This window comes from Streptomyces sp. NPDC047886 (genome assembly GCF_043204435.1).
Classification (GTDB): Bacteria; Actinomycetota; Actinomycetes; order Streptomycetales; family Streptomycetaceae; genus Streptomyces.
The window spans coordinates 405712-431160 of sequence record NZ_JBIDCF010000005.1 but is presented as its reverse complement, the minus strand read 5'-3'; the positions used below and the strand labels follow the sequence as shown (position 1 = coordinate 431160).

Here is a 25449-nt window from a genome sequence, read left to right as displayed (position 1 = left end):
CGGGGTCACCTTTCCGGAGTGGGTACGGGGCGCTTCGGGGGCTCCTCCTGCGAGCCGGAGCCGGGGCCGGAGCCGGGCTGGGAGGGGGTGCCGGAGCCGGGTTCGGAACCGGGCTGGGATGCGGAGGCGGAGCCGGGCTCGGAGCCCGCGCCCGAGCGGGGCTCGGGCGGGGCGTCGGCGGCCCGGTCGGCCGGGGTGTCGGCCGGGGCGCCGTCCACGGAGGTGAAGGCCCGCAGCGCCGGGCTGAACCCCGCCGCCACCGCCGCGGCCAGCAGCACACCCGTACACGTCAGGACCGCGACCCGCGTACCGCCCGTGTCCATCAGCACCCCGCCCAGCAGCGGCCCCGCCGCGCCCGCGACCCCCCCGGCCAGCCCCATCGCGGCGCTGACCCGGCCGCGCAGCCGGTCGGGGGTGGTCGACATCTGGTACGCGACGACGGCGGTCTGCACGACCGGCGCGCACAGCGCGACGAGCGCCAGGACACCGCCGTACAGATAGCCGCTCGTGCCCAGGAGCAGCAGCGGGGTGAGGGCCGTGCCCACCCAGCCGAGCAGCACGATCGACGCGCGCGGCGTCAGCAGCCGGTGCACGCGCGGCGCCGTCATCGCCCCGACGAGACCGCCGATCCCCACCATCACACCGATGGCGCCGATCTCGGTCGCCGGTACGCCGGACCGCTGCGCGGCCGTCAGCACGATCAGGTACAGCGCGTTGAAGCAGACGCTCACGACGACGGCGACCAGCAGACTCGCCCGGATCACCGGCCGGCCGCCGATCCAGGCGGCCCCCTCGCGGATCTCCCGCAGCAGGGACCGCTCACCGGCGGCGGGCGCCGCGGCGGCCGCCCTCAGCCGCAGGAAGAGGATCATCACGAACGACACCACGTACGTGACGGCGTTGACCAGGAACGGCAGCGCCTTGTGCGCGCTGAACAGGAAACCGCCGATGCCCGGACCGACCAGAGTGGCGAGGTAACTGCGCGCGGCACTCACCGAAACGGCCGTGGACAGATCGCTCTTCGCCACCACCTGCGGCAGCGCCGCGTCCTCGGCTGGCGCGAACATCGCGGCCGCCGCGCCGTCGACCACCGCGACGGCGAGAATGTGCGCGAACGTCGTACCGTCCTGGAGTACGGCCAGGGCCAGCGCCACCATCACCGGAACACGCGCCAGTTCGCAGACGAGCATCACCGTTTTCCGGTTCCAGCGGTCGATCAGAGCGCCCGCCGGAATGAGGACCACGAGCCGCGTCACGGCACTGACGGCACTCGCGGCACCGGCTTGCACCGCCGAATCCGTCAACAGCAGAATCAGCAGCGGCAACGCGAACAGCGATATCTGGGCACCGAGTTCCGACAGTGCCTGACTGCTCCATAACAGGTGGTAATTCCGGTTGCGGCGCAGGGGCACCGGCTCGGTCGACGTGTCCACCTTCGTGTCCACCTTCGCTGCACCCTCCTGTGGTCCGACGCCCGACGATGCTGTCACCGCCCCGTCGTTTCCGGCAGGTCTTTAAGGCTGGGTGTAACTGCCCTGGTGGCAATGGGGAAAGGGGCCTCCCGCACACCGCGCTGAACACCCGGCGGTGGTGCAGGCTCCACCCCTGTTCGGGTACGCGGTGTACTGACGCGCGCCTCCCCGGCCGACAGCATGGATGTCGTAACAGCGCGGCCGTGACCGTGCGACGAGACAGGTACGACTGGAGGCAGCCATGGCACGCACCACCCGCAAGGCCGGTAGCGGCTGGATCATTCCCCCGCTGTTCGTCTTCTTCGTGGGCGCCATGCTGACGTCGGTGGTCTCCCACGCGGTCACCGGCGGCACCCACACCGCGGTGATGATCAGCGGTTTCGCCCTCGACGCGATCGCCGTCGTCTGGGCCGTCGTGCGCTGGCAGCGGGCCGGCAACGCCGAGGACTGACCACCGCCCCGGCGATCCGGCACCCCGACATCCCACATCCCGACCTTTCGAGTTTCCGAGGAGACGGAACACCATGAAGACGAGCGAGGACCGCAGGGGCTTCCTGCGCGGCAAGCGGCAGACGGCCGTCAGGGCGGTTGTCGCGGCCCTGCTGGTCGTCCCCGCCGGCATCGGCCTTGTCTCCTGCGAGGACACGCCGCAGAAGGTGCTCGACCGCGGTGACACCTGCCTGGAGATCCTGGACCTGGCGCTGTTCGACCCGAACGCCAAGGACGCGGACGCCGCGCAGAAGGACGTCAAGGCGCGCGCCGACAAGCTGGACGAACTCGCCGACAAGGCGGGCGACGACAAGCTCGCCGACGCGGCCCGGGACGCGGCGAAGGAACTGCGCGCCACGTCGCCCGCCGACCGCAGCCCGGCATCGGTTTCCGCGTACGTCGCCGACCAGAACAAGCGCCTCGAAGAGCTGCGCAAGACCTGCACGTCGGCCGGCGACTACCTCTGACGCCGTTCCCACAGGACCGGGATCCGCGTGACTGGTCATCCCCCGTCGACGTCGCGCGACATCCCACGACCCGGGTGTCCGGGAGCGAGAGCTCACCGGGCACCCGGGTCATTTCCGTTCCGGACAGCCCCGCGCAGGACAGCCCCGCACCGGATCCCCCGGGCCAGGGCCGCCCGGCGTCCCCGGGCCAGGGCCGCCCGGCCGGCGGCGCCGCCACGGGCCGCCCGCCACGGGCCGCCCGCCGCACGGCCGCCCGACGCCGGACGCTCCCACGAGGGGCGCCGCTCCTACGAGGGTTCCGGCGTGCTGCTGCTCAGGAACGCCAGCACCGCCAGGACCCGGCGGTGGACGCTGCCGCCCTCCGGGGGCAGTCCCAGCTTGTCGAAGACGCCCCTGATGTGCTTGCTCACCGCACGCTCGGTGATGACCAGGCGCTCCGCGATGGCGCCGTTCGCGAGGCCCTGCGCCATCATCTCCAGCACCTCGGTCTCGCGCGGCGTCAGCCCCTCCAGCGGCCGGGCGGCCGTCTTCTGGCTGAGGATCTGCGTCACGACCTCCGGGTCGAGCGCCGTACCGCCGGACGTGATCCGCTCCAGCGCCTCCAGGAACTGCTCCACGCGCCCGACCCGGTCCTTCAGCAGATAGCCGATGCCGCGCGCACCGCCCGCCAGCAGCTCGGCCGCGTAGGCCTGTTCCACGTACTGCGACAGGACGAGGATCGGCAGGTCCGGGAACTCCCGCCGGGCCGCCACCGCCGCGCGCAGCCCCTCGTCCCGGAACGTCGGCGGCAGCCGCACGTCCAGCACGGCGGCGTCGGGGCGGTGCTCGCGCAGCGCGGGCAGCACTTCGGGCCCCGCCGCGCACGAGGCCACCACCTCATGGCCGTTACTGGTCAGCAGCAGGACCATCCCCTCCCGTAGCAGGGTGTTGTCCTCCGCGATCACGATCCGCACGGCAGCTCCACTTTCAGCTTGGTCGGCCCACCCACAGGGCTGGTCAGGCTCGCTGTTCCGTCCAACGCGGCGACCCGTCTGCGGATACCCAGCAGACCGCTGCCGCCGCGCTCGTCGGCACCGCCGTGACCGTCGTCGACGACCGTGACCACGAGCAGCCCACCACCCCGCGTGAAGCGTACCGACGCCCGCGAGGCGCCGCTGTGCTTGCGGATGTTGGTCAGGGCCTCGGCGACCACGAAGTACGCGGCGGCCTCAGCGGCGGCCGGCAGCCGGTGCCCGTTCTCCACCGGACTCAGGTGCATCTCCACCGGGATCTCCGACGACGCGGCCAACGCCCGTACGGCGCCCGCCAGGCCGCGGTCCGTCAGCACCGGCGGGTGCACCGTCCGTACCACGTGCCGCAGCTCGGCGAGCGCGTTCTCCAGCCCCGACTGCGCCTCGTCCAGCCGGGTCAGCGCCGCGTCCGGGTCCTTGCGCACCAGCTGCTTCGCCAGCCCGATGCGCAGCGACAGCGCCACCAGCTGCGCCTGCACCCCGTCGTGCAGGTCCCGTTCGATGCGCCGGAGTTCGGCGCTGTGCGCCTCCACCGCGCCGGCCCGGCTCTCGGACAGCTCGGCGATCCGCTCGGTCAGCCGGCTCGAAGGGGACGGCCGCAGCAGCGCCGCCGTCCAGGCCGCCTGCACGTCGGCCAGCTTCTCGATGCCGTGCAGCACCAGCGGCGCCCGCGTCCTCGGCGGAGTGCCGTGGTGCTCCTCGCGGCGCCGGTCCAGGGCGCCCCCGACACCCATCCGCACCCCGTCCACCACCATCCCGAACAGCCACAGCACCACCGTCAGCACCGCGAACACGATGTACGAGACCGTCGCCACCGGCAGCCAGCGGGCGTCCCGCCACGTCCCGGGGTCGGTCAGCGCCAGCCGCAGCCGGTCCGTCGGCGAACCGTCCAGCGGCAGATACTGCTCGGGGACCGGGCTGCCGAGCCGCGCACCGGCCCGCACGCGCTCGTACCCGGCCAGCCGGCGCAGCAGCCGCACGATCTCCGGCCAGGCGGGCGCCCCGATCACCGACACGGTGAAGAACAGGCCCGCCAGGAAGGCGAAGAGGCCCACGAAACACACCCAGGCGACCAGCAGGCCGATGTAGAGATGGAGACCGGCGAGCCAGGAACGCCGGATCTGTAACGCGAGATCGTGCATCGTGACTCCCTGTCGTGGGGCGCGCGGTCCGTCCCGGCGTACGGTCCGTCCCGGCGTACCGTCCGTCCCGGCGTACGGTCCGTCCGGCGACGGCGCGGGGTGTGTGTCCGGGCGCACCGTCGAGCATACGGATCACCGTGCCCACGCGCGGTGTACCGGTCACCTCGGACCATGGTGGAGCTGGCTGAACCCCGGTTCGGGTGCGCGCCCCCTCGTGCCGCGCCGCCGCGCTCCCTAGCGTGGTCGACAGGTGGAAACCGCCTGGTCCCGGACGCCGGGACCGGTGGTGACGAGAGACCGGGAGCACCGGTCGGACAGGCCCGCGACGGGCCCGGAGGGCACAGCATGGTCAGGCTTCGCACGGCGAAACGCGGCTCGGCGGCGGCCGGCACGACGACGGCACCGCACCCGGAGACCGCCGCCCCGGCCGCCGCGCTGACCCTGGAGTCGGTCACCCGCCGCTACCGGCGGGGCGGCAAGCAGGTCAACGCGCTGGACGACGTGAGCCTCACCTTGGAACGCGGCCGCTTCCTCGCCGTGATGGGCCGCTCAGGGTCCGGCAAGACGACGTTCCTGCAGTGCTCGGCCGGCCTCGACCAGCCGACCTCCGGCACGGTACGGATCGGCGACACCGACCTGTCACGGCTGAGCGAGGCCGCCCTCACCCGGCTGCGCCGGGACCGCGTCGGCTTCGTGTTCCAGGCGCTCAACCTCGTACCGTCGCTGAGCGTCCGCGAGAACACGGCGCTGCCGCTGCTGCTGAGCGGCGAGCGGCCCGACGACCCCGCCGTACGGGACCGTGCCCTGGACGTCCTCGCGGCCGTCGGCCTCGCGGACCGCGCCGACGACTCGCCGCTCCGGCTCTCCGGCGGCCAGCAGCAGCGCGTGGCCATCGCCCGCGCCCTGGTCACCGACCCGGCCGTGATCTTCGCCGACGAACCCACCGGCGCCCTCGACCCGATCACCGCCCGCGACGTCCTCGCGCTGCTCCGCGACGCCGTGGACCGCCAGGGCCACACCGTGGTCATGGTCACCCACGACCCCGTCGCCGCGTCCTGGACCGACGAGGCCGTGTTCATCGAGGCCGGCCGGATCGTCGACCGTATCGACCGCCCCGAGCCGGAGGCCGTCGCACAGGCACTCGCCCGGCTCGGCGAACGGTGAGGGGAGCCGACCGCATGACCACCGACACCGCCACCGCCACCTCCCGGGCCTCCGCCGCGCCGCACCGCGAAGGGCGCCGCCCCGCCGCCGGCCCCGCGGGCACCGCCCGCGCGACCCGCTTCCTCGCCCGGCGCTCGATGCGGATGCACCGCAAGGCATGGGCGGCCGTGTTCGCCGCGCTCGTCCTGACCTCGATGCTGCTGGGCAGCTTCGCCCTCGCGACGCTCTCCGCGTTCGTCGGCCACGCCCGCGTCGAGCGGTACGCCGCGACGACCGCCGTCGTGGCCGGCGACCAGACCACCCGCTACACCGCCAAGCCGTGGGGCGACGCCCCGACGACCGTGAACGCCTCCCTCACCGAACGGGTCCGGGTGCCGCGCTCGGTACTGCCCCGGATCGAGGCCGTACCCGGCGTACGCGCCGCCGTCGCCGACGACACCGTCCCGCTGGCCCTCGCGACACTCCCCGAGGACGGCGGGCCCGGCACGGCGGTGCCCGGCCGGACGAGCGACTCCGGGCCCGCGCCCGTCTACGGGCACGGCTGGCAGGTCGCCGCCCTCGCCCCGTTCACCCTCCGCGAGGGCCGCGCGCCCGCCACCGCCGGGCAGATCGTCCTCGACGGCGACCTCGCCGCCCGCGCGGGCGCCGGAGTCGGCGACCGCGTCCGCCTCCAGGCGTACGGCGACCCCGTCACCTACGAGGTGTCCGGCATCGCCGCGCCCCGGGGCAAGGGCGACCGCACGGGACTCGCCCACCAGGGCGCCGTGTTCTTCACCGACGCCCACGCCCGGCAGCTCGCGGGACACCCCGACGACACCGACGCCGTCGGGGTCGTCGCCGACCCCGGCGTCTCCGTCCACGAGCTGTACCCGGCCCTGCGCCAGGCCCTCGACAGCGGCACACCCGCCCGCGACGCCTCCGCCGGCAGCCGGTACGCGGAGGACTCCGCCGCGCTGCGCGTCCTGACCGGGAACGGCCGCGGCGAACCCGAGTTCGTCGAGTCGGCCCCCAGCCGCACCGCCCTGCTCATGCTGCTCGCCACGGTCTGCGCGACCGTCCTGATGATCGCCGTCCTGGTCGTCGCGGGCACCGTCACGCAGGCCGTCCACCAGCGGTCCCGCGAGATGGCGCTGCTGCGCGCCGTCGGCGCCACCCCGCGCCAACTGCGGCTCACCGTGGGCCGCGAGGTCCGGGTCGTCGCCGTGACCGCCGCGTTCCTCGGCGCGGTCGCCGCCGTACCGGTGTTCCTGCTGCTGATCCATCTGCTGCGGGCCCGCGACGCCGTCCCGATCGGCCTCGAACTGCCCACCCCGTACTGGATGATGGCCACCCCCGTCCTCACCGCGGCGGTGACCCTGCTGGTCGCCCGGGTGTCGGCGGCGATCGCCTGCGGACGGATCGCCAAGGTGCGCCCCGCTCAGGCCATGGGCGAGGCGCTGACCGAGCCCGAGCAGCCGGGGCGCGGCCGCACCATCACCGGGCTCGTCGTGCTGTTCGCCGGGCTCAGCTCCGCCGGTACGGCCGCCCTCCAGTACGGCGAACTCGCCGCGATGGCCGCCGGAACCGCCGCCATGGCCCTCGTCATCGCCTGTGCGCTGCTCGGCCCGTGGATCGCCAGGGCGGCCATGCGGATCCTCGGCACGCCCGCCCGCCGCCTCGGCCCCGGCGGCTACCTCGCCGTCGCCGCGTCGCAGGCCAACTCCCGGCGCCTGGGCGCGGCCATCACCCCGATCGTGCTCGTGGTGGCGTTCGTCGGCGTCCAGCTGTCGGCCGGGGCGACCCTCGACCGGCAGGGCGGAAAGCAGGCCGTTCAGGCGCTGCGCGCGTCGCTGGCCGTCACCACCGACGGGCCCGGCATCCCCCGGGAGACGGTGAGCACGGTGCGGCGCGTGCCCGGCGTCCAGGAGGCCACCGAGGTGCTGCACAGCACCGTCGTGCTGGCCCGGCGCGAGACCGGGGAGCCCAAGCTCGACCGGCTGCCCGTCATGGGCGTCGACCCGTCCGCGCTGCCCGCCACGCTCGACCCGGCCGTCACCGCCGGCACCCTGAAGGACCTGGGCCGGGGCACCGTCGCCATCGGCGAGGACCGGGCGCGCTCCCTCGGCGTGTCCGTCGGCTCCGACGTCACCGTCCGGTACGGCGACGGCGCCGCCGTCCCGCTGAAGGTGGCCGCCGTGTACGAACGGTCCCTGGCGCTCGGCGACTTCCTCTTCGCGGCCGACGAACTGGCCCCGCACATGGCGGCCCCGCTCGGCAGCCGCGTCCTCGTCTCGCTGGAGCCCGGGGCGGGCGCGGCGGCGGTCCGTGCCGCCCTGGAGCGCGAACTCGCCGGCTCCCTGCTGGACGTGACGGTGACCGAACGGCCCGCCACCGAGCACCTGCGGGCCGAGGACCGGGGCGTCGGCCAGGTGATCACCGTGGTCGCCGTCAGCGTGATCGGCGCGTTCACCGTCATCGCCGTGCTCAGCACGCTCGTCCTCATCATGATCGGCCGCCGCCAAGAGCTCATCCTGCTGCGGCTGGTGGGCGCGGGCCGCGGCCAGGTGCGCCGCATGCTGCGGACGGAGGCGGCGCTGGTCGTCCTCACGGGCCTGACCGTCGGCGGTCTCGCGGCGGCGATCCCACTGACCGCCTTCAGCCTCTCGCTGACCGGCTCGCTGCCCTACATCCCGCCGCTGGAGGCGGGGGCGATCGTCGTCACGGTGGTCGTGACCACGCTGGCGGGCTGTCTGCTGCCCGCCCGTGCGGCGCTCAGCAGAAGACGCCCGGCCGGTCTCGGCCGGTGACCCGGCGCCGGGCCCCGTGACCTGACCCGGGTGCCCGGCCCGACCACCGCTGACCGCTGACCTGATCGCTGACCTGATCGCTGACCTGATCGCTGACCTGTGACCTGTGACCCGTGACCGCTGACCTGTGGACCCCTGACCTGTGACCCCTGATCTCCGACCCCTGATCTGTGATCCCTGACCTGTGACCCGGAAGGAGGCCACCACCATGGCCCGTACGACGGTGGCGAGCCTGCTGGGGCTCGCGGGAGCGGCGGCGCTCGTCCTGAGCGCCTTCCAGCCCTGGTACGAGAACCGCGACCCGAGGTCCGTCCCCGCCCAGGACCTGTTCACCGGCCTGGACGACGCCGCGGCCGCCGGTGCGGCGGGCCCGCTGTGGACGTCCATGCTGCTGCCCCTCGCGGCGGCGGCGGCGATCGGCGTGCTCGCTCTCATCGCGCGCTCCAAGGTGCTGCTCGCGCTCGCCGGACTCGTCGCCCTGGCGACAGGCGTGCTGTGGGTGGTGCAGCAGGCCGTCCATGTGGCGCCCGTCTCCTTCGGGTTCACCGATCTGGAGCGCGGCCTGTGGAACGCGGCCGGAGGCGTGCTGCTGCTGCTGATCGCGACCGCGGTGCTGCCCGGCCGGGAACGGTGACCGGCCGCGATCATGCCTCTGGGCTGCGTATTTACAACAGCGCTTAAACCCCTGTCCGGCACATCCCCCCTGTTGAAGAATTCCTGAGGCGGCAGCGGAAAAGCCGCCGACGGAGGGCTTCGGGAAAGTCCCGGAGAACGGGGAGGGGCTGACGATGTCCGGTACACGCCTGGCGCGACTCGCGGCGGAATCCGGTGTCGTCGGCTGCCAGCTCGCCGTCCTCCGCCACGGCACCCTGAAAACCTGGGAACACGGTGAAGAGGAATACGGCACCGGCTCCCCGGTCACCACCGATTCCGTGTTCGCGTACGGATCCGTGACCAAGACGCTCACGGCCCTGTCCGTCGCCCAGCTGGTGGCCGACGGGGACCTCGCACTCGACGCCCCGGTACGGGAGTGGATCCCGGAACTCGCCGCCGTCGGCGGCCAGGTCCAGCAGGCCACACTGCGCGGCCTGCTGAGCCACACCGCCGGGCTCCCGTCCGACCACGACGACCCGGACGCGCCCTCGCTCGCCCGCTGGACCGCCGGATTCCTGGCGGCCGGCCAGGACCGTGCGGGGGCGCCCTGGCCGGAGCCCGGCTCCTTCTCGTACGCCAACACCGGCTACGCGCTGGCGGGTCGCGCCGTCGAGACCGCCACCGGACTGCCCTGGTGGCAGGCCGTCCAGGACTATCTGCTGCGCCCGCTCGGCACCCGCGTCGGCCTCCTGCCGGGCGGGGCAGGGGGCGCGCGGACGGTCACCGCCGCGCCCGGCCACCGGATCGGCACGGCGCCCGGCGGCGACCGGGTCGTGCACCGGGTCCCGTGCGCCACCGATCCGGGCTCGGCGCCCGCCGGGGGCCTCGCGGGCAGTGCGGCCGACCTCGTGCGGGCCGCCCGGCCGCTGCTGGCCGAGCCCGGCGACGGCCTGCCGGACGGGCTCGTCGACCCGGACGTGCTGCGCGAGCTGGCCCGGCCGGTGCCGGGCGCCGAGCCGTTCGGGCTGGCGGCGGCGTGGGGCCTGGGCCTCGGCCACTACGGACCCGCGACCGACCGGTGGCTCGGCCACGACGGCGGCCTGGACGGCACGACCTGCCATCTGCGGATCCACCCGGAGCGCGGTGTCGTCGTCGCGCTCACCACCAACTCGGCCGGCGGCCAGGACCTGTGGGACGCGCTCGTCGGCGCCCCGGAGGTCGGCGTCGGCGTCCACCGGCCCGACGCCCCGGCGGCCGTCCCCGCCGACGCCTTCCAGGACTGCGCGGGCACCTACCGCAACGGCGAACTCGCCGTCACGGTAGCCCTGGACGGCGACGGGCGGCTCGTCCTCGCCCTGCCCGGAGGCGCCAGGGAACCGGCCGTCCCCCGCGCGGGCCGGGTCTTCACCGGCGCGCCGGGAACGCCCGGTGCCCACGTACAGGGCCGGTTCCTGCGCGACCCGGTCACGGGCGGGATCGCGGCCCTCCAGTACAGCGGACGCACGCTCATGCGCGACACGAGGGAACGCACCGTGACGCCCTGACGAAAACGCCCCGCACGGCGAAACACGGCGGGCGACGCGCGGAGATCTCCCTCTTCACCGTCCGCGCTCGGCACACCTCCCGCACCCGGCGTCCCGCACACGGCTCTCGGCCCACGTCATACGGCTCTCGGCACACGTCATACCGCACACGTCATACGGCTCTCGGCATACGGATCTCGTCATACGGCAGACGGAATTCCGCTGACGAAAGGCCGCACACATTCTCGGCGCTCTATGGGGTCTCGGCATGAATTCTGACAGCAGCTCCTTCCCGCTCGACCGACGGACGGCACGCGGCATCACCATGCACGGACTGTTCGAGGCCCAGGCGGCGCGCCGACCGGACCACCCGGCCATCGAGTGCGGGGACCGGCGGCTCACCTACGGCGAGGTCGACCGCCTCGCCGACCGCCTCGCCCACCGCCTCGTCACCCGCGGTGTCGCGCCCGAGAGCCGGGTCGGCGTCTGCGTCCGCCGGGGACCCGAGCTGATCGTCGCGCTGCTCGCGGTGCTCAAGGCGGGCGGCTGCTACGTACCCCTCGACCCCGACTACCCCGCCGACCGGCTGGCGTTCATGGTCGCCGACGCCGGCATCGGACTCGTCGTCACCGAGAGCGCCCTCGGCTCCCGGGCCCCCGCCGCAGCCGACACGCTGCTCCTCGACTCCCCGTGGCAGGCTGACGGCGCCCCGGCGCCCGGCCACCCCGAACCGGCCGACGACCCGGCGCCGCGGGTCGGCGTGCACCTCGACAACACCGCGTACGTGCTGTTCACCTCCGGTTCCACGGGCACCCCGAAGGGCGTCGCCGTCACCCACCGGGGCATCCACGGCCTCGGCGCCGCCCACGCCACGGCGTTCGGCATCGACGAGCACAGCCGGGTCCTGCAGTTCGCCTCGCCCAACTTCGACGTCGCCATCGCCGACGTCGTCCAGACCTGGTACGCGGGCGCCACACTCGTCCTGCCCGCCGCGCCCGCCCAGGCCGTCGGCGAGGCCATGGCCGGGCTGCTCGCCGACGCCTCCGTCACCCATGCCATGATCCCGCCGTCCGTGCTGGCCACGATCCCGCCGGTCGAGCTGCCCCGGCTGCGCGCTCTCGCCACCGGCGGCGAGCCGTGCCCGCCCGAGGTGGTCGCCCGCTGGGCGCGCGGGCGGCACATGTTCAACGCGTACGGCCCCACCGAGGCCACCGTCACCGCGACCCTCAGCGACCCGCTGCCCACGCACGCCGAGAGTTCCCCCGGCATCGGGCGCGCCGTCGACGGCGTACGGGTCATGGTGCTGGACGAGCGGCTGCGCCCCGTCCCCGAGGGCGCGGTCGGTGAACTGTGCATCGCCGGTGACGGCCTGGCCCGCGGCTATGTCAACCGGGCCGGGCTGACCGCGGAACGGTTCGTCGCCGACCCGTACGGGCCGCGCGGCTCCCGGATGTACCGGACCGGCGACCTGGTGCGTCAGCTCGGCGACGGGGCGTACGAGTTCGTTGGCCGGTCCGACCAGCAGGTGAAGATCCGGGGCCTGCGGGTCGAGCTCGGCGAGATCGAGATCGCGCTCATCGAGCACGAACGGGTGCTCCAGGCCGTCGTCTCCGTGATGTCCGGCGGTGCCGCCGCCCCCCGGCTCGTCGCCCACTACACCGCCGCCGGGACCGGCGCCGCCCCGGACGACACCGAACTGCGCGGCTACCTGTCCGGCCGGCTGCCCGCCCACATGGTGCCCGCCGCGTTCGTCGCCATGGACCGGCTGCCGCTCACCCCGAACGGCAAGGTCGACCGCAAGGCGCTGCCCGAGCCCGCCCCCACCGGCCCCGCCGCGTACGTCGCCCCCCGTACCGAACTGGAGTCCACCCTCGCCGGGATCTGGGCCGACGTCCTCGGCGTGGACCGTGTCGGGGCCGAGGACGACTTCTTCGCGGCGGGCGGCGACTCCATCGCCGGACTCCGCATGGCGTTCGCCGTGCAGCGCGCGACCGGCGCGGCCCCCGAGCCCGGCTGGCTGCACGACCACCGCACCGTCACCGCCTACGCCGCCCGGCTCGCCGAACACCTCGCCGACGCCGCCCTCACCGGCCGCGCCGCCGGGCCCGTCCCCGTACCGCGCGGCGCCTCCGTCGAGGCGTCGTCCGCGCAGCGGCGGCTGTGGTTCCTCGACACGTACGAGCCCGGGGGAGCCGCGTACAACTGCGCCACCGGCCTGCGGCTCACCGGCGCCCTGGACACCGGCGCGCTGACCGCCGCGCTGACCGCGCTGGTCGCCCGGCACGAGCCGCTGCGCACCACCTTCACGGAGGTGGACGGCACGGTGTTCCAGGTCGTCGCGGAGCCCGGCGCCGACCCCGTACCCCTACCCGTGACGGAGCTGTCCGGCCTGCCCGCCGCCGAGCGCGCCCGGCGCCTGGACGAGACGCTGCGCGCCGAGGTGTCCGCGCCGTTCGACCTGCGGACCGGACCCGTGCTGCGGGCCCTGCTCGTCCGCACCGCCCCGCAGGAGCACCTGCTCGTCCTGACGGCACATCACATTGCCGCCGACGCCTGGTCGATGGACGTCATGGCCCGCGAGCTGGGCGAGCTGTACACCGCCGCGCTCACGGCGGACGCCGACGCGACCGCGCACCCGGTCGCCGCCGCCGACCTGGCCTCCGCCGCCGGACTGCCCGACCTGCCGCTCCAGTACACCGACGTCGCGGCCTGGCAGCGCGAGCGCGCCGAAGGCCCGGCCGCCGACGAGCACCTGGCGTACTGGACCCGCCGCCTCGCCGGGACTCAGCCGCTGGAGCTGCCCACCGACCGGCCCCGCCCGCCTGTCCGCACGTCGGCGGGCGCCCGGCACCTGTTCACCGTGGACGCGGACACCGTGCGCCGGCTCACCGCGCTCGGCCACGACCGCAGGGCCACGCTCTTCGCCCCGCTCGCCGCCGCCGTGCAGCTGCTGCTGTCCCGCTGGTCCGGGCAGCGCGACCTGGTTCTCGGCACGGTCGACGCGGGCCGGGAGCGCGCCGAACTCGACGGGCTCGTCGGGTTCTTCGTCGACACCCTCGCCCTGCGCGCCGACATCGACGAGGACCTCACGTTCGAGGACCTCACCGACCGGACGCGCGACACCCTCCGCGAGGCGCTCACCCACCGGCACGTGCCGTTCGACCGGATCGTGGACGCCGTACTGCCCGACCGCGACCCCGGCCGCCCACCGCTCGTCCAGGCGGTCCTGGTCCTCCAGAACGCCCCCGCCGCGCTGCCCGAGTTCCCGGGCGTCGAGGTGTCGCAGGCCGTGCTGCCCCGCGAGGCGGCCCTGTTCGACCTCACCCTGGAGTTCTGGCCCGCCGACGGCGGCGGCCTGACCGGTTCCGTCGAGTACAGCACCGACCTGTTCGAACCGGCCACGATCGAGCGGTTCGCCGGTCACCTCGGCACCCTCCTGGACCGGCTCACGGCGGCGCCCGGCCGGCCCGTGGCCGCCACGGACATGCTGACCGGCGCTGAGGCACGGCTGCTGCGCGAGGAGTGGGACGCCTCCGCGCGCGGGATCGCCCCCGCCACGCTCCCCGAGCTGTTCGAGGCGCGGGTGGACCGCACGCCCGACGCCGTCGCGCTGCTGCACGGAGACACCCGGATCGGCTACGCGGAACTCGACGCCAGGGCGAATCGTCTCGCCAACCGGCTCCGCGCCCGGGGCACCCGCCCCGGCGACCGGGTGGGCGTCTGCCTGGAGCGCGGCCCCGAACTGATCGTCGCCCTGCTCGGCATCCTCAAGGCGGGCGCCGCCTACGTGCCGCTCGACCCCGCGTACCCGGCCGCGCGGCGCGCGTTCATGGCCGAGGACTCCGGCATGACGCTGCTCGTCACCGACAGCGCCCTCGCACCGGACGCCCCCGACGTCCCGGCCCTCCTCGTCGACACCGACCGCGCCCTGATCGACGCCCAGGACCCCGGCCGGGTCGCCTCGCCCCTCACCCCCGACAGCGTCGCCTACGTCATCTACACCTCCGGGTCCACCGGCACCCCCAAGGGCACCCTGACCCCGCACCGGGCCATCGACCGCGTCGTCCGCGAGACGCCGTACATCCGGCTCACCGAGGGCGATGTCGTCGCCCAGCTCGCCTCCGTCTCCTTCGACGCCGCGACCTTCGAGATCTGGGGCGCCCTCCTCAACGGCGCCACCCTCGCCGTCGCACCGCCCGGTGTCCTCGACACACCCGACCTGGGCGCCTTCCTCACCTCCCACGGCGTCACCGCCCTGTGGCTGACCGCCGGGCTGTTCCACGAGGTCGTGGACACCGACCCGGGCGTACTCGCCGGACTGCGGTACCTCATCGCCGGCGGCGACGCGCTCTCCGTCACCCACTGCCGGACCGTCCTGGAACGGCTGCCCGGCCTCACCCTCGTCAACGGCTACGGCCCCACCGAGACCACCACCTTCGCCGCCGCGGGACCCGTCCGCGCCGAGCACCTCACCGGTGACGGCGTGCCCATCGGACGCGCCATCGCCGACACCCGGCTGTACGTCCTCGACGGCCGCCTCCGCCCGGTGGCGCGGGGCGTCGTCGGCGAGTTGTACATCGGCGGCGACGGTGTGGCGCAGGGCTACGCGGGCCGTCCGGGGCTGACCGCCGAGCGGTTCGTCGCCGACCCGTTCGGCGCGCCCGGCGCCCGCATGTACCGCTCCGGCGACCTGGTGCGGGTGCGCGCCGACGGCCTGCTGGAGTTCCACGGGCGCGGCGACGACCAGGTCAAGATCCGGGGCTTCCGCGTCGAACCCGGCGAGATCGAGACGGCCCTTTCGGCGCACCCGGGTGTGGCCCGCGCCGTCGTCGTGGCCCGCCCGGGCCGGGGCGGCCGCAAGCAGCTCGTCGCCTACGTCGTGCCGCGCCGCGCGGACACCGCCCCGGACAGCGCCACCGCCCCGGACGGCGCGGCCCCGGACGATGCCACCGCGCCGGACGCCACCGCGCTGCGGGCGTTCCTGTCCGCCGCCCTGCCGAGCCACATGGTGCCCGCGCTGTTCACGGTCCTCGACGCGCTGCCGCTGACACCGAACGGCAAGGTCGACCGCAAGGCCCTGCCCGCGCCCGGCGAACGGAGCACCAGCGCCGGGACGGGACAGGACACCGGCACCGCGTCCGGCACCGCGCCCGCCGACGGCGCCCCCGCGGTTCCCGCCGCGCCCACCTCGCTCGCGGCCGAGCTCGCCGCCATCTGGGCGGACGTCCTCGGCGTCGCCCATGTCGGCCCCGACGACAACTTCTTCGACCTGGGCGGCGACTCGATCCTCAGCATCCAGGTCGTCTCCCGCGCCCGCAGGGCCGGGATCACGCTCACCTCGCAGGACATCTTCGTACGGCAGACGGTCGCCGGCCTCGCCGCCGCACTCCAGGACGCCCACGCCGCCCACGCCGACGGCGACCGTCACGGTCACGACGACGGACCCGACCAGCCCCCCGTGGAGGGCCCCGTGGTACTCACGCCCATTCAGCGCTGGTTCTTCCGCACGCACCGGAAAGCCCCGCACCACTTCAACCAGGCACTCCGGTTCGCCCTCCGCCCCGGCACGGACCCGGCGGCCCTCGCGGGCGCGGTGACCGCCGTCGCGGCGCACCACGACGCCCTGCGGATGCGCTTCACCCGGACCGGTGCCGGATGGCGGCAGCACAACGCGGCCGACGACACGGCCGTCACCCTCGACCACCACGACCTGTCCGGGCTCGGCGGCGCGGCCGCTCGGGCGGCCGTGGACGACACCGTGACCGGCTACCAGACCGGCTTCGACCTGTCCGACGGCCCCCTGATCCGCTTCGCGATGTTCACGCTCCCCGACGCCCCGGCGGAACTCGTCGTGGTCGCCCACCACCTCGTGGTCGACGGCGTGTCGTGGCGGGTGCTGCTGGAGGACCTCGGCGTCGCCTACGGACAGCTCGTCGCGGGCGACCCGGTGGACCTCGGGCCCAAGACCACCTCGTACCAGGAGTGGGCGGCGCGCCTGCGCGACCACGTGGAGGCCGGCGGCTTCGACGACGAACTGGAGTACTGGACCGGGGTCGGCGCCGAGGCCACCGCCGAACTCCCCGTCACCGGCGCCCCGGCCACGCCCGGAGACGTCCGCGTGGCCACCGCCGAGCTGTCGGTGGACGTGACGCGGTCGCTGCTGCAGCGGGTGCCCGTGGTGTACCGGACGCGGGTCAACGAGGTGTTGCTCGGGGTGCTCGGCCGGGTGCTGGGGGAGTGGACCGGCGCCGAGCGGGTGCTGGTGGACGTGGAGGGGCACGGGCGTGAGGAGGTGCTGCCGGGCGGTGTCGACCTGTCCCGCACCGTGGGCTGGTTCACCTCCGTGTACCCCGTCGCACTCGCGTCGGGCACCGGCCGGTCCTGGGCCGACGTCGTGAAGGCGGCGAAGGAGCGGCTGCGTACGGTCCCGAACCGGGGCATCGGCCACGGCGCCCTGCGCTGGCTCGGCGACCCCGACTCCGCCGCGGGCGACCTGGGGCGGCTCGCGCGCCCGCAGGTCTCCTTCAACTACCTCGGCCAGTTCGACGGTATGACCGCCGACAGCCCGCTGCTCGACTCCGTGCTGCCCGGCCCCTCGGGCGAACACAGTCCGCTGGATCCGCGTCCGTATGTGCTGGACGTGGTGGGGCGGGTGGTGGACGGCCGGCTGCTGGTGGAGTGGGGCTGGTCGGCGGGGGTGCTGGCCGATGGTGTGGTGGAGGGTCTTGCGGCGCGGTTCGTGGCGGCGCTGGAGGAGTTCGTGGCGCACTGCGAGGAGCCGGGCGCGGGTGGCTGCACGCCTTCGGACTTCCCGCTGTCCGGTCTGGATCAGGCCGGGGTGGACCGGGTCGCCGGTGACGGGCGGAACGTCGAGGACATCCTGCCGCTGATGCCGATGCAGTCCGGCATGCTCTTCCACGCCCTCGCCGAGCCCGGATCACCCGCGTACACCGAGCAGCTGATGTACGTCGTGGACGGCGTCACCGACCCGGACGCGTTCGCCGCCTCGTGGCAGCGGGTGGTGGACGAGGTGCAGGCGTTGCGTGTGGGCGTGGTGTGGGAGGGCGTCGCGGAGCCGGTGCAGGTGGTGCGCCGGGAGGTGGGTCTGCCGGTGGAGATCCTGGACTGGCGGGGCCTGTCGGATGAGGAGCGGGCGGCGCGCTGGGACGCGTATGTGGCCGACGACCGGGCGAGGGGTCTGGATCTGCGGGCGGTGCCGCTGGCGCGGCTGGCGCTGGTCCGGCTCGGCGACGAGCGGGTGCGGGTGCTGTTCACCTTCCACCACCTCCTCCTCGACGGCTGGAGCCTGGCCCGCGTCCTCTCCCTCGTCGTCGACGACTACGCCGCGCACACCACGGACGGCGCCACCCCGCCGGCCGTCCGTGAGGGCGGCCGTGGACTGGCCGCCCAGGCCCGCTGGTTCAGGGAGCGCGACGTACCGGCCGCCGAGGAGTTCTGGCGGTCCACGCTCGCCGGGTTCGACACGCCCGTCGCCCTGCCGTACGACCGGCCCGCCGCCCGCTCCGGGCGGGCCCGCTCCACCGAGCGGCTCACCCTGCGGCTCACCCCCGAACTGACCGGCCAGCTGTACGCGTTCGCGCGGCGGCACCGGCTGACCGTGAACGCGGTCGTGCAGGGCCTGTGGGCGCTGCTCGTCGCGGGGCGGACCGGACAGCGGGACGTCGTGTTCGGCGCGACCACATCCGGCCGGCCGACCGACCTGCCCGGCGCCGACGACATGATCGGCCTGTTCATCAACTCCCTGCCCGTACGCGTCCGCATGGAACCCGGCATGGACGTCGTGGACTGGCTGCAGCGGCTCCAGGCCGAACAGGTCGAGGCCCGCCGCCACGACCACCTGCCCCTCACCCGCGTCCAGGCCCTCAGTGAACTCCCCGGCGACCAGCCGCTGTTCGACACGCTCACCGTCTTCGAGAACTACCCCGTGGACACCGACGCGGCCGCCGGCAAGGGCCTGCGGATCAGCGACATCAGCGCCGTCGAGGCCACCAACTACCCCCTCAACCTGATGACGTACGGCGGGGAACAGCTCACCCACGTCCTCGTCTACGACCCCGCCATCTTCGACCGGGCCACCGTCGAGGCGCTCGCCGACGACCTCGCCCACCACACCCGCGCCGTCGTCACCGCCGCGGGCCGCACCCTCGCCGCGCTCGCCCCGACCGAGCCCGCGGACCGGCACCGGGTCCTGGAGGAGTGGGGGCGCGCCGACCGCGACCTGGACCGCCTCACCCTCGGCGGGATCTTCCGGGCGCAGCTCGCCCGCACCCCCGGCCTGCCGGCCGTCGTCGCCGGGGACACCACCCTCACGTACGCCGAGCTGTACGCGCGGGCGGCCCGGCTGGCACACCATCTGATCGGCAGCGGCATACGCCCCGGCGACCGCGTCGGTGTCGCCCTGGAACGCGGGATCCCCTGGCTCGTCGCGACGCAGGCCGTCCTCCAGTCCGGCGCCGTGTACGTGCCGGTCGACCCCGCCTACCCGGCCGACCGCATCGCCCACATGGTGGCCGACTCCCGGATCGCGCTCCTGCTCACCGAGCGGACGCACGCCGAGCGGCTGCCCGCCACCGGCACCCATGACGTCATCCACCTGGACGAGCTCGGCGACACGCTGGACGGGCTGCCCGACACCCTGCCCGGCATCGACCCCGACCCCCGCCACCCCGCGTACGTCATCTACACGTCCGGTTCCACCGGCACCCCCAAGGGCGTCGAGGTCCCGCACCACGGCTTCAGCTCCCTCGTCGCCGGGATCGCCGACACGTTCGGTGTCCGGGAGGGCGACCGCGTCCTGCAGAGCTCGTCCCCGAGCTTCGACGCCTCCGTCTTCGAACTGCTCTGGGCACTCGCCCACGGCGCCACCCTCGTCCTCGCCCCGGCCGGCGGCATCGCCGCCGAGGACCTCCTCGACCTGCTGGAACGCGAACGGGTGACCCAGGCCCTGATCGTCCCCGCGCTCCTCGCCGCCCTGCCGCGCGCCGAACTGCCCGACCTGCGCGTCCTGCTGGTCGGCGCGGAAGCCGTCAGCGCCGACCTCGTCGCCCGCTGGTCCACGGGACGGCGGATGATCAACGGCTACGGGCCGACCGAGGCCACCATCGCCACCACGTTCAGCGACCCGCTCGACGCCGCCGACCCGGGCGCCCCGCCCATCGGCCGCCCCTACGCCAACGTCCGCACCTACGTCCTCGACGACTGGCTCCGCCCGGTGGCGCCCGGCGTCGTCGGCGAGCTGTACATCGGCGGCGACGGGGTGGCGCAGGGCTACGCGGGCCGTCCGGGGCTGACCGCCGAGCGGTTCGTCGCCGACCCGTTCGGCGCGCCCGGCGCCCGCATGTACCGCTCCGGCGACCTGGTCCGCTGGGACACCGACGGCCGGCTGCACTTCGCGGGCCGCGCCGACGCCCAGGTCAAGGTGCGCGGCCACCGCGTGGAGACCGGCGAGGTCGAGACCGCCCTGGCGGCGCACCCCCAGGCCGGACAGGTCGCGGTGGTGCTGCGCACCGACGGCCCCGGCTCCGGGCGCCTCGTCGGCTACGTGTCACCGGCCGCGGGGCTGGACGCGGACGCCGTGGACCCGGCCGCGCTGCGCGCGTTCCTGTCCGCCGCGCTGCCGGACTACATGGTCCCCTCGGTCTTCACGGTCCTCGACGCGCTGCCGCTGACACCGAACGGCAAGGTCGACCGCAAGGCGCTGCCCGCCCCCGACGTGTACGGCACGGAACGGGCGCGCGTCGCCGCGAGCACCCCGCTCGAAGAGCGGCTGGCCGCCATCTGGGCGGACGTCCTGGGCGTGGACGAGGTCGGCGTCGAGGACAACTTCTTCGACCTGGGCGGCGACTCGATCCTCAGCATCCAGGTCGTCTCCCGCGCCCGCGCCGCCGGGCTCTCCCTCTCCCCGTCGGACGTCTTCGACTGCCAGACCGTACGGGCGCTCGCCGAGCGCCTGGAGGCCCTGGAGACGGCAGGCGCCCGAACGGCGGGCGGCGAGCACGACACCGCCGCGCCGGTCGAGGGGCCCGTGGGGCTCACCCCGGTGCAGGAGTGGTTCTTCCGCACCCACCCGCGCGCGCCGCACCACTTCACCATGTCGATGGCCGCCGCCCTCGACCCCGGCGCCGACCTGGACGCGCTGGCGGGCGCCGTCGCCGCCGTGGTGGACCACCACGAGGCGCTGCGCACGCGCTTCGCGCGGCACGAGGACGGCTGGACCCAGGACGTCGTGGAGCAGGCGGGCGAGGTCCTGCACCGTACGGATCTGAGCCGTCTGCCCGCGAAGGCGGCGCGCGCCGAGGCGGACCGTGTCGTCGCCGCGACCCAGAGCGGTCTGGACCTGACCGAAGGGCCGCTGGTCAGGTTCCTCGTCCTCGACTTCGGGCCCGGCTCCCGCGAACTGGTCGCGGTCGCCCACCACCTCGTGGTCGACGCCGTGTCGTGGCGGGTGCTGCTGGAGGACCTCGGCGTCGCCTACGGACAGCTCGTCGCGGGCGAGCCGGTGGACCTCGGGCCGAAGACCACGACGTTCCGCACTTGGGCGGCGCGGCTGCGTTCCCATGTGGAGGCCGGCGGCTTCGACGGTGAACGGGAGTACTGGAACCGGATCGGTGCCGGGGCCGCCGTCGCCCTCCCGGGCGTCGACGCCTCCGTCGAGCCCGGCCCGCTGCGGGTCGTCTCCGCCGAGCTGTCGGTGGACGTGACGCGGTCGCTGCTGCAGCGGGTGCCGGCGGTCTATCGGACGCGGGTCAACGAGGTGTTGCTCGGGGTGCTCGGCCGGGTGCTGGGGGAGTGGACCGGCGCCGAGCGGGTCGTGGTGGACGTGGAGGGGCACGGGCGTGAGGAGGTGCTGCCGGGCGGTGTCGACCTGTCGCGGACGGTGGGCTGGTTCACGTCGGTGTTCCCCGTCGAACTGGAGGCCGGGCCCGGGAACGCCTGGGCCGATGTGGTGAGGTCGGCGAAGGAGCGGCTGCGTACGGTCCCGAACCGGGGCATCGGCCACGGCGCCCTGCGCTGGCTGGCGGACGCCGCGTCCACGGTCACCGACCCCGTACAGCCGCAGGTGTCCTTCAACTACCTCGGCCAGTTCGACAGCGCGACCTCGGCACCCGACAGCTCCGGCGGCGCGCTGCTGCGCGGAGCCGACTTCCTCCAGGACGGCGACACCAGTCCGCTGGATCCGCGTCCGTATGTGCTGGACGTGGTGGGGCGGGTGGTGGACGGCCGGCTGCTGGTGGAGTGGGGCTGGTCGGCGGGGGTGCTGGCCGATGGTGTGGTGGAGGGTCTTGCGGCGCGGTTCGTGGCGGCGCTGGAGGAGTTCGTGGCGCACTGCGAGGAGCCGGGCGCGGGTGGCTGCACGCCTTCGGACTTCCCGCTGTCCGGTCTGGATCAGGCCGGGGTGGACCGGGTCGCCGGTGACGGGCGGAACGTCGAGGACATCCTGCCGCTGATGCCCATGCAGTCCGGCATGCTCTTCCACGCCCTCATGGAACAGGGATCACCCGCCTACTTCGAACAGATGATGTTCGTGGTCGACGGCGTCGCGGACGTCACCGACCTCGCCGCCTCGTGGCAGCGGGTGGTGGACGAGGTGCAGGCGTTGCGTGTGGGCGTGGTGTGGGAGGGCGTCGCGGAGCCGGTGCAGGTGGTGCGCCGGGAGGTGGGTCTGCCGGTGGAGATCCTGGACTGGCGGGGCCTGTCGGATGAGGAGCGGGCGGCGCGCTGGGACGCGTATGTGGCCGACGACCGGGCGAGGGGTCTGGATCTGCGGGCGGTGCCGCTGGCGCGGCTGGCGCTGGTCCGGCTCGGCGACGAGCGGGTGCGGGTGCTGTTCACCTTCCACCACCTCCTCCTCGACGGCTGGAGCCTGGCCCGCGTCCTCTCCCTCGTCCTCGACGACTACACCGCGCGCGCGGCGGGCGCCCCGCTCCCGGCGGTCAGCGGCGGCAGGCGCCTCGCCGACCAGGCCCGCTGGAGCCGCGACCGGAGCGTCCCGGAGGCGGAGGAGTTCTGGCGCACCGCACTCGCCGGGTTCGACACGCCCGTCGCCCTGCCGTACGACCGGCCCGCCGCCCGCTCCGGGCAGGGCCGCTCGTCGGAGCGGGTCGACGTGGGGCTCCCCGCCGACCTGTCCGCCCGGCTCCACGCGTTCGCGCGGCGGCACCGGCTGACCGTGAACGCGGTCGTGCAGGGCCTGTGGGCGCTGCTCGTCGCGGGGCGGACCGGACAGCGGGACGTCGTGTTCGGCGCGACCACATCCGGCCGGCCGACCGACCTGCCCGGCGCCGACGACATGATCGGCCTGTTCATCAACTCCCTGCCCGTACGCGTCCGCATGGAACCCGGCATGGACGTCGTGGACTGGCTGCAGCGGCTCCAGGCCGAACAGGTCGAGGCCCGCCGCCACGACCACCTGCCCCTCACCCGCGTCCAGGCCCTCAGTGAACTCGGCACGGAACAGGCCCTGTTCGACAGCCTCATCGTGTTCGCCAACTACCCGGTCGACACCGAGGCGGCCGCCGGCAAGGGGCTGCGGATCAGCGACATCAGCGCCGTCGAGGCCACCAACTACCCGCTGAACCTGGCCGCGTACACCGGGGGCACCGACACGCTGACGCTGATCCTGCTGCACGACCCTGAGGTTTTCGACCGGACCACCGTGGAGGCCCTGCGCGACGACCTCCTGCACCACGCGCGCGCCCTCGTCACCGAACCGGACGGCGAGAGCCGCACCCTGGCCCGGCTGGAGCCCATGGCCGCCGACGTGCGGCACCGGGTCCTGGAGGAGTGGGGCCGGGGCGCGCCCGGCGACGAAGGCGCCACCCTCACCGGCGTGTTCGCCGAGCAGGTGGCCCGCGCCCCCGGCAACACCGCGCTGGTCGTGGGCGACGAGCTCGTCACCTACGGCGAACTCGACGCCCGCGCCAACCGGCTCGCCCACCGGCTCACCGCCCTCGGCGTGGGCCCCGACACCCGCGTCGGGGTGTGCCTGGGCCGCGGCGCCGAACTGTTCACGGCCCTGCTGGCCGTCCTCAAGGCGGGTGGCGCGTACGTGCCGCTCGACCCGGAGTACCCGGCCGACCGGCTCGCGTTCATGGTCACCGACTCGGGCGCGGGGCTGGTGGTCACCGACACCGCGTGCGCGGCCGCCCTGCCCGAGGACGCGGTCGGCGCCGGGCCCGACGCCCCCGTACGGCTGCTCGTCCTGGACGACCCGGCGGAGCGGTCCGCGCTCGCCGGGCTGCCGGAGCACGCGCCCGACGTGGCCGTGCACCCGGACAACCTGGCGCACGTCATCTACACGTCCGGTTCCACCGGCCGGCCCAAGGGCGCGGTCCTGCCGCACCGGGGCGTGCTGCGCATCGCCCGCGACCCGAAGCTCGCCATGACGGAGCGGGACGTCGTCGGGCAGCTCGCCACCGTGTCCTTCGACGCCGGGACGCTGGAGATCTGGAGCGCGCTCCTCAACGGGGCGGCGCTCGCGGTCAGCCCGTCGCGCACGATGTCGGCGGCCGAGCTCGGGACGTTCCTGCACTCCCGGGGCGTCACCGTCGTCTGGATCACCGCCGGGCTCTTCCACGAGATCGTCGACAGCGACGTCCAGGTCCTCTCCGGACTGCGGCTCATCATGTCGGGCGGTGACACGCTCTCCCCCGCGCACTGCCTGAAGGTCGTGGAGAGCCTCCCCGGCGTCCGCATGATCAACGGGTACGGGCCGACCGAGAACACCGTGTTCACCTCGCTGTTCATCGTCAACGGCAACTACTCCGGCAGCGGACCGATGCCCATCGGCACCCCCGTCGCCGGGACCCGCGTCTACGTCCTCGACCCGGAGCTGCGCCCCGTGCCGCCCGGTGTCGCCGGTGAGCTGTACCTGTCCGGCGACGGCATGGGCCGGGGCTACGTCAACCGGCCGGCGATCACTTCGGAGCGGTTCGTCGCCGACCCGTTCGGCGAGCCGGGCACCCGGATGTACCGCTCGGGCGACCTGGTGCGCTGGCTCCCCGACGGCAACCTCGACTTCGTCTCCCGTACGGACTTCCAGGTGAAGATCCGGGGCCTGCGCATCGAGCTGGGGGAGATCGAGGCGGCGGCGGCCGCGTACCCGGGCGTCGCCCAGGTGCTGGTGCTGGCCCGCGAGGACCACCCCGGCACCAAGCGGCTGGTGGCCTATGCCGTCCCGGAGGCGGACGCCGAGCTGCTCGACCCGGACGCGCTGAAGGAGTTCACCGCCCGGTCGCTGCCCGCGTACATGGTCCCCTCGGCCGTGATCGTGCTGGACGCTTTCCCGCTCAACCCGAACGGGAAGGTCGACCGGCGGGCGCTGCCCTCGCCCGAGGAGGCGGCGGGGCCCGGCCTGGACGCGTACGTGGCGCCGCGCGGCCCCGGCGAGGAGCTGGTCGCCGGAATCTGGGCCGATGTGCTGGGCGTGGACAAGGTCGGCGTCGAGGACAACTTCTTCGACCTGGGCGGCGACTCGATCCTCAGCATCCAGGTCATCTCCCGTGTCCGTGAGGTGTTCGCCGTGGACCTGCCGGCGCGGACCCTCTTCGACAACCCGACGGTGGCCGACCTCGCCGCCGCGGTCGAGGCGCAGGTCCTGTCCGAGCTGGAGTGACCCGGGCCCGGGTCCCGGGGCCCGCCCAGGATCCCCCCTCGGGCCCCGCCCAGGATCCCCGCCTCGGGCGGCCCCGGCCGGGTCCGCCGGACCCGCCCCCGGGGCGCGCACCGCCCCGGGCGGCGGCGCCCACCCCCAAGACACCACGTAGTACCCGTAGAGGAGAC

Annotated in this window: 10 protein-coding genes; 7 read left to right on the top strand and 3 right to left on the bottom strand. The window is 74.5% G+C overall.

The features are described from left to right. Nucleotides 1-5: 5 nt before the first annotated feature. Nucleotides 6-1445, bottom strand: a complete 1440-nt coding sequence (locus ACGF5U_RS19875) for an MFS transporter (protein ID WP_392713688.1) — start codon at nt 1443-1445, stop codon at nt 6-8. A 268-nt stretch (nt 1446-1713) separates the two neighbouring features. On the opposite strand from ACGF5U_RS19875, the gene ACGF5U_RS19870 reads away from it, so the two are divergent. Continuing rightward, nucleotides 1714-1923 carry a hypothetical protein gene (locus ACGF5U_RS19870; protein ID WP_392713690.1) on the top strand — a complete coding sequence of 70 codons (210 nt, stop codon included), beginning with the start codon at nt 1714-1716 and terminating at the stop codon, nt 1921-1923. A gap of 73 nt (nt 1924-1996) precedes the next feature. Next, entirely contained in the window at nt 1997-2428 is a 432-nt protein-coding gene (locus ACGF5U_RS19865) for a hypothetical protein (protein ID WP_392713692.1), read from the top strand. A 287-nt stretch (nt 2429-2715) separates the two neighbouring features. Here the strand turns inward: ACGF5U_RS19865 and ACGF5U_RS19860 are convergent, their stop codons facing one another. Beyond that, nucleotides 2716-3381 (bottom strand): response regulator, encoded by a 666-nt coding sequence (locus tag ACGF5U_RS19860; RefSeq protein WP_392713693.1) that lies wholly within the window; start codon nt 3379-3381, stop codon nt 2716-2718. Further along, the gene (locus tag ACGF5U_RS19855) at nt 3369-4580 is read right to left on the bottom strand and encodes a sensor histidine kinase (protein ID WP_392713695.1); all 1212 of its coding nucleotides are present in this window, start codon (nt 4578-4580) and stop codon (nt 3369-3371) included. The genes ACGF5U_RS19860 and ACGF5U_RS19855 overlap by 13 nt, the downstream gene beginning before the upstream one ends. 345 nt (nt 4581-4925) lie before the next feature. Here ACGF5U_RS19855 and ACGF5U_RS19850 point away from each other — a divergent pair, with 345 nt between their 5' ends. From ACGF5U_RS19850 to ACGF5U_RS19830, 5 genes are all read left to right on the top strand, one after another. Continuing rightward, nucleotides 4926-5744, top strand: a complete 819-nt coding sequence (locus tag ACGF5U_RS19850) for an ABC transporter ATP-binding protein (protein ID WP_392713697.1) — start codon at nt 4926-4928, stop codon at nt 5742-5744. 137 nt (nt 5745-5881) lie between these two features. Next, nucleotides 5882-8530 carry an FtsX-like permease family protein gene (locus ACGF5U_RS19845; RefSeq protein WP_392713752.1) on the top strand — a complete coding sequence of 883 codons (2649 nt, stop codon included), beginning with the start codon at nt 5882-5884 and terminating at the stop codon, nt 8528-8530. A gap of 208 nt (nt 8531-8738) precedes the next feature. Continuing rightward, nucleotides 8739-9164: a hypothetical protein gene (locus ACGF5U_RS19840; protein WP_392713699.1), complete on the top strand. Its 426-nt coding sequence runs from the start codon at nt 8739-8741 to the stop codon at nt 9162-9164. Between the two features lie 154 nt (nt 9165-9318). After that, nucleotides 9319-10668, top strand: coding sequence for a serine hydrolase domain-containing protein (locus ACGF5U_RS19835; RefSeq protein ID WP_392713701.1), 1350 nt, complete (start codon nt 9319-9321; stop codon nt 10666-10668). A 247-nt stretch (nt 10669-10915) separates the two neighbouring features. After that, nucleotides 10916-25282: an amino acid adenylation domain-containing protein gene (locus ACGF5U_RS19830; protein ID WP_392818853.1), complete on the top strand. Its 14367-nt coding sequence runs from the start codon at nt 10916-10918 to the stop codon at nt 25280-25282. Nucleotides 25283-25449: the final 167 nt, after the last annotated feature.